The 5,226-nt window shown below is 56.1% G+C and carries 4 protein-coding genes; 1 reads left to right on the forward strand and 3 read right to left on the reverse strand.

The genetic code is table 11. The annotated features are described in order from the left end of the window. The coding region (locus tag FT726_RS25965; RefSeq protein WP_346303705.1) for a phosphoenolpyruvate carboxylase at positions 1-257 on the forward strand (257 nt) is incomplete at its 5' end. Positions 258-489: 232 nt separating this feature from the next. Here the strand turns inward: FT726_RS25965 and metF are convergent. The 3 genes from metF to metB form a co-directional block, all read right to left on the reverse strand. Then, a complete protein-coding gene (gene metF, locus FT726_RS25970; RefSeq protein ID WP_346303706.1) occupies positions 490-1,386 on the reverse strand; it encodes a methylenetetrahydrofolate reductase in 897 nt (298 codons plus the stop codon). A gap of 215 nt (positions 1,387-1,601) precedes the next feature. Continuing rightward, entirely contained in the window at positions 1,602-4,034 is a 2,433-nt protein-coding gene (locus tag FT726_RS25975; RefSeq protein ID WP_346303707.1) for a bifunctional aspartate kinase/homoserine dehydrogenase II, read from the reverse strand. A 2-nt stretch (positions 4,035-4,036) separates the two neighbouring features. Beyond that, positions 4,037-5,197: a cystathionine gamma-synthase gene (metB, locus tag FT726_RS25980; protein WP_346303708.1), complete on the reverse strand. Its 1,161-nt coding sequence runs from the start codon at positions 5,195-5,197 to the stop codon at positions 4,037-4,039. Positions 5,198-5,226 lie beyond the last annotated feature (29 nt).

A 5,226-nucleotide genomic window follows, 5' to 3' on the forward strand; every position in this document is an offset into this window, starting at 1 on the left:
GCGATCAGCTCGATGCCGACATCAAAGCGGTGCTGACCATCGCGAACGATGCGCATCTGATGGCGGACCAGCCGTGGATCGCCGAATCCATCGCGCTGCGTAACGTTTACACCGATCCGCTCAACGTGCTGCAGGCTGAACTGCTGCATCGTGCACGTGCGCAGGAAGAGCGTGGTGATGAGCCGGATGCGCGTGTTGAACAAGCACTGATGGTGACGATTGCCGGTGTGGCAGCGGGTATGCGTAATACGGGCTAGTGGCGGTATGCGCTAATCATGAAGGGGCCAATCTGGCCCTTTTTTTTATGGGCGGTGCGCGTCGCGGGAAGAGGCGGCAATTACGTAAAGCCGCTGTCTCGTCCCTGATCGCTCGGCGTGCGCCATCCCTGGCGCCCAACGCTTTACTCCATTTGCCGCCTCTTCCCGCTGGGTAACATGGTGCCATTAAAAAGAGGGCACATTGGCCCCCTCATAATTCTATTTAATAAAATCAGGCTCTTAAGGCCGGACGCACACCCAGCGTGTGACAGATGGCGTAACTCAATTCTGCGCGGTTCAGCGTATAGAAATGAAAATCCTTCACCCCTTCGCGTGACAGGATTTTCACCATGTCCATGGCGATGTTAGCGCCGACCATTTTGCGGGTTTCTGGATCGTCATCCAGTCCGGCAAACATTGCGTTCATCCAGCCCGGCACGCGCACGTTGGTCATGGTGGCGAAACGCTGTAACTGTTTAAAGTTAGATACCGGCAAAATGCCTGGCACGATTTCGACATCAATGCTTGCCGCAACACAGCGATCGCGGAAGCGCAGGTAACTCTCAACATCAAAGAAGAACTGCGTGATAGCGCGGTTAGCACCGGCATCAACCTTACGCTTCAGGTTGATCAAATCCGCTTGGGCACTTTTCGCTTCGGGATGCACTTCTGGATAAGCCGCCACTGAGATATCAAAATCGCCCACTTCTTTAAGCAATGCGACCAAATCAGCGCCGTACATCTCAGGCTTGCCGCTACCCGGAGGCAAATCGCCGCGCAGGGCCACGATGTGACGGATACCGTTATCCCAGTAATCGCGCGCGATGGTGCGTAACTCATCACGCGTGGCATCAATGCAGGTCAGATGAGGAGCCGCCTCCAGGCCGGTGCGCTCTTTAATGCCTTTGATGATGCTGTGCGTACGGTCGCGTTCGCCTGAGTTCGCACCGTAGGTGACAGAGAGGAATTTCGGTTTCAGGATGCTCAGTCGATCAATCGAACTCCACAAGGTTTCTTCCATTTCACTGGTGCGAGGCGGGAAAAATTCAAAAGAGACATTAATTTGCCCGTTCAGCTCAGCCAGGCTTTGGTTCAACGCTTCGCGCTGATTGGCGTGAAAGAAACTCATCCAGATTACCTCGTCGTCACACATCGGTTAACTTACGGCCTGTGAACATCCATACGTTTAGACGTCCAGATGCTCAAAATGAACTATTCCCGCGTTAGCGTCAACTTAAAATTAATGTACAGGCGTGACGAATATTCAATCAAGTTGAAAGAGTTTCATGTTAGCTGAAGGATAAAAAACGCAGACGGCGGGCACCGTCTGCGTGGCAAGGCAGGTTACAGCAGTTGTGCGAGGCGATTGATATCCGATTGTAACGCACCGGCTGTCACATCACGGCCGGCGCCCGGCCCGCGGATCACCAGCGGATTATCACGATACCAGCGGCTTTCGATAGCAAACACGTTATCGCACGGCAGCAGTGAGGCCAGCGGGTGTTCCGGACGTACCGCTTCTACACCCACACGCGCTTTACCGTTAGCATCGAAACGCGCCACGTAGCGCAGCACCAGGCCCATCTCCTGTGCCGCTTCAAAGCGTTGCAGCATTTGTTCATTCAGCTCATCGGCATTCTCGAAGAAGTGGTCAATCGATTCTTCTTCGCAATCCGACGGCACTAGCGATTCAACACGCACCTGATCCGGCTCGATGTCATAACCGGCTTCACGCGCCAGGATGACCAGCTTGCGCATCACATCCTGCCCCGACAGATCTACGCGCGGATCGGGTTCGGTGAGACCTTGCTGCCAGGCCTGATCCACCAGCTCACTGAACGGCACGGTGCCATCAAATTGCAGGAACAGCCAGGACAGCGTGCCGGAGAAAATACCACTGATGGCCAGAATGCTGTCGCCGCTTTCGCGCAGATCGCGCACCGTATGATTCACCGGTAATCCTGCGCCTACCGTGGCGTTATACAGCCAGTGACGACCGGTTTTGGCGAACGCATCACGAATCTGCCGCCAGCTCTGGCTGCTGGATGCACCTGCGACTTTGTTCGCGCTAATGACATGGAAACCGTGGCTGGCAAAATCAAGATATTGCTGTGCCAGCGGTGCGCTGGCGGTGACGTCCAGCACCACTAAATCATCGAACGGATGGGCGCGCATCCACAGGAACAGCGACTCTTCATCGCGTTCTTCGGCTTCGTCATCAAAAAAGGCGAGCGCACGGCTGGCTTCCAGACCTTCGTAGCTCAGCAAACTACGACTGCTATCCGCCACGCCTGCCAGCACATACTCAAAGCCGGTACGCGCCGATAAGCCTTCCTGCTCGCGGGCAAACAACTCCAGCCAGCGTGAGCCGATATTGCCTTTACCAAACAGCATCAGACCGATGCGTTTTTCCGCGCGGAACAACGACTGGTGCAGCCCCTGAATCAGATGCTGCGTCGGTCCTACCCGCAATACGGCAACAATACTGATGTGATCTTCTGACTGCCAGACAAACTCAACCGGCTGGTCTTTGATCTGTTGCCAGAAACGATGGCTATGCAGCGGGTTACGCGTCACGCCTGCGCCGACCAACGCCACCAACGCTAAGCCATCGCGCAGTTGCAGATGACCCGGCAGCGCAGCGTCCTGCAACAAATTGAATGCGCTGTTCACCACTTCGGAGGTATAGCAAAGTTGCAGTAGACGGCGGTCAGGATGGACGCCCATTGCTAACGGACGCAGTTGCGCACGCTTCAGCAGCAGATCGATCTCTTTCTGCTGCGTTTTGAAATCGTGGTTTTCTGGGATGTGGATCTCTACCAGGCACACATCGTCGTGGCTGGTGACAATACGCGCGCCGGTACCGGAAGCCAGTACGCGCTCAATGCGCGTTGAGCCCTGCTCAGGTTGATAGCTGCAACGCAACTGCAGATCGATATCGCTATTCGACACGGGCTGCAGCGTACGTGTATGCAATACCGGTGCGGCCAGACGCGCCAGCTCGCTGGCCTCATCTAAGCGCAGTAAAGGCAGCAAACAGGCGTCGGACACTTTACGCGGATCGGCGCTATAGACACCGGCCACATCGCTCCAGATGGTGACACGGTTTACGCCTGCCAGCGCACCGATCTGCGTGGCTGAGTAGTCCGAACCATTGCGACCCAGTAACACCGTTTCGCCGGCGTCGCTGCGGCTGATAAAGCCGGTTACCACCAAACGCTTATGAGGATGCTGAGCCAGCAGCGCCTGTAGCAATGGCCAGGACTTGCCTTCATCGACCTGTGGCTGCGCAGCACGTTCGGCACGCAGAAAGTCACGCGCGTCCAGCCATGCAGACTCGATATCACGCTGGCTCAACACTGCCGCCATCAAGCGTGCCGACCAGATTTCACCGTGCCCCACCACTTCGGCATACACCGCATCGGTGATAGCGCCGTCAAGCAGTGCCGCCAGACGTTCCAAATCGCGAATAAAGGCAGCGGTCAGCGTTTCAGCAAATTCAACAGGCAACAGCGCAGCGATCAGTTCGCTGTGAAAACGGCGTAAAGCTTGTTGCACCTGATGGGCAGATAAGCGATCGCTCTGGCTCAGTTTAAGCCAGCTAATCAGCTGGTTGGTGGTGCTGCCTGCGGCAGAGACCACCATTAAATCGCCTGGCTGGCTGTAATCCGCCATGATGCTGGCGACACGTTGATAACAACGTGCATCCGCCAGGCTACTGCCACCAAATTTATGCAACTGCTTGTTCGGCGTTCCCGCGCCTGCTGAACTTGTCATGCTTACTCCTCGGCTGCGATCCGGAATGCATTATCCAGATCGGCGATTAAATCTTCGTGATCTTCAATTCCGACAGAAATACGCAGCAGCGTTTCTGAAATACCCGCTGCCGCGCGCGCTTCCGCAGACATGCCGGCATGCGTCATGGTCGCGGTGTGCGAAATCAGGCTCTCAACGCCGCCCAGGGATTCCGCCAGCGTGAACAACTGCAGCGCTTTCAGGAAGCGGCGCAAACGCGCTTCATCAGCGTCAAGTTCAAAGCTGAGCATCGCACCAAAGCCACGTTGTTGACGCACCGCGTACTCATGTCCGGCATTTTCCGGCAGAGACGGATGATACAGTTTTTTCACCAGCGGTTGTTGCTTCAGGTAATCAACAATCGCCAGCGCATTACGCTGCGCTGCCGCCATACGCGGCGCCAGCGTGCGCAGACCGCGCAGCAGCAGGTAGCTATCAAACGCTGCGCCGGTTACACCAATATTATTCGCCCACCAGGCAAGATCCGTGGCCATCGCCGGATCTTTAGAAATCACCGCTCCGGCCACCACATCCGAGTGACCATTCAGGTATTTGGTGCAAGAGTGGATAACCAGATCGGCTCCCAGCGCCAGCGGGTTCTGCAAGGCTGGGCTGAGGAAGGTGTTATCCACCACGCTGATCGCCCCCGCTGCACGCGCTGCCTGGCAAATACTTGCGATATCTACCACGCGCAGCAGAGGATTGCTTGGGCTCTCCACCAACACGAGTTTGGGTTTCTCGGCCAGCGCGGCTGCCAGCGCGGCTTTGTCACCCTGATCGACAAATTTCACGCGATAAGCACCGCGTTTGCTCAGGCTGTCGAACAGGCGATAGCTGCCGCCGTAGCAGTCATGTGGGGCAACCAGCAGATCGCCCGGCTTCAGGAACACGGTGGTCACCAGATGAATCGCTGACATCCCGGTATTGGTTAATACCGCGCCCGCACCGCCTTCCAGTTCTGCCAGCGCGCGTTGTACCACATCACGCGTGGGGTTACCGCGACGTGAGTAGTCATGTGCACGCGGTTCATTAAAGTCGAGGAAGTTGTAGGTGCTGGAGAGGTGAATCGGTGGGACAACGCAGCCATATTGCTCGTCATCATTCAAACCGCTGCGTACTGCGATGGTTGCCTGTTTACGCGTCATGGTGCTTACTGTTCCTGAAGTGTAATAAA

The sequence above is a fragment of the Pantoea sp. Morm genome (genome assembly GCF_016643525.1).
GTDB classification, from domain to species: Bacteria; Pseudomonadota; Gammaproteobacteria; order Enterobacterales; family Enterobacteriaceae; genus Pantoea; species Pantoea dispersa.

Coding starts and splice junctions, on each gene's coding strand:
- metF (WP_346303706.1), bottom strand. CDS start 1,386: ATGAGTTTCTTTCACGCCAATCAGCGCGAAGCGTTGAACCAAAGCCTG.
- FT726_RS25975 (WP_346303707.1), bottom strand. CDS start 4,034: ATGACAAGTTCAGCAGGCGCGGGAACGCCGAACAAGCAGTTGCATAAA.
- metB (WP_346303708.1), bottom strand. CDS start 5,197: ATGACGCGTAAACAGGCAACCATCGCAGTACGCAGCGGTTTGAATGAT.